This is a genomic window from Aeromonas aquatica (assembly GCF_000764655.1).
In the GTDB taxonomy this organism is placed as follows: domain Bacteria; phylum Pseudomonadota; class Gammaproteobacteria; order Enterobacterales; family Aeromonadaceae; genus Aeromonas; species Aeromonas aquatica.
In genome coordinates, this window is the sequence record NZ_JRGL01000066.1 from 1 (window position 1) to 548 (window position 548).

The 548-nt window shown below is 37.0% G+C and carries 1 protein-coding gene; it reads right to left on the reverse strand.

The annotated features are described in order from the left end of the window. Window positions 1–259 precede the first annotated feature (259 nt). Window positions 260–548, reverse strand: a 289-nt coding sequence (locus LG30_RS22705) for a hypothetical protein (protein WP_238566400.1), incomplete at its 5' end; no start/stop codon positions are given.

Genomic DNA, 548 nt, shown 5'->3' on the forward strand with positions numbered 1-548 from the left:
CTTCGAGTGTCACGGAATGTGTAAATAAGCCGGTGAAATACCACTATAATATTTGTACAAACATCACCTACATCTCATGGCAAGATTACGAAACCCCGCCTCCACAATGACTGAAGCGAGGAACTTCCTGTCCATCGCAGCTTTTCGCATTTTCCTTATCAGACCGGCTTTAAATTATTTATTCTGAAATCAGAAAAATTAAACCATCCAATTCCAGGTTTAGTGATAGACAAAGCAACATTGTATTTAATTATTATTTCTAAACCAATATAGCTGTTAGTTGCTCAGGGATTTTAAACTCAACACAAGCTATCTCAGACTTGTTCGTTGCATAAATTTGTATGTCTGCAATATGTATATTGGGTAAGGTCACAGAAGATATGAACCCACATCCTATTCCATTACCAACCCCTGCACGCTGTACATCTGGCCTATCATGAAACGATATATTGTTAGTGTGAATAAGTATGGAGTTATTTATAACAACAACGATATCGTGACATGGCCTTTTTAAATCATCGACAGCCCATCCTTTTAAAGTAATGGTA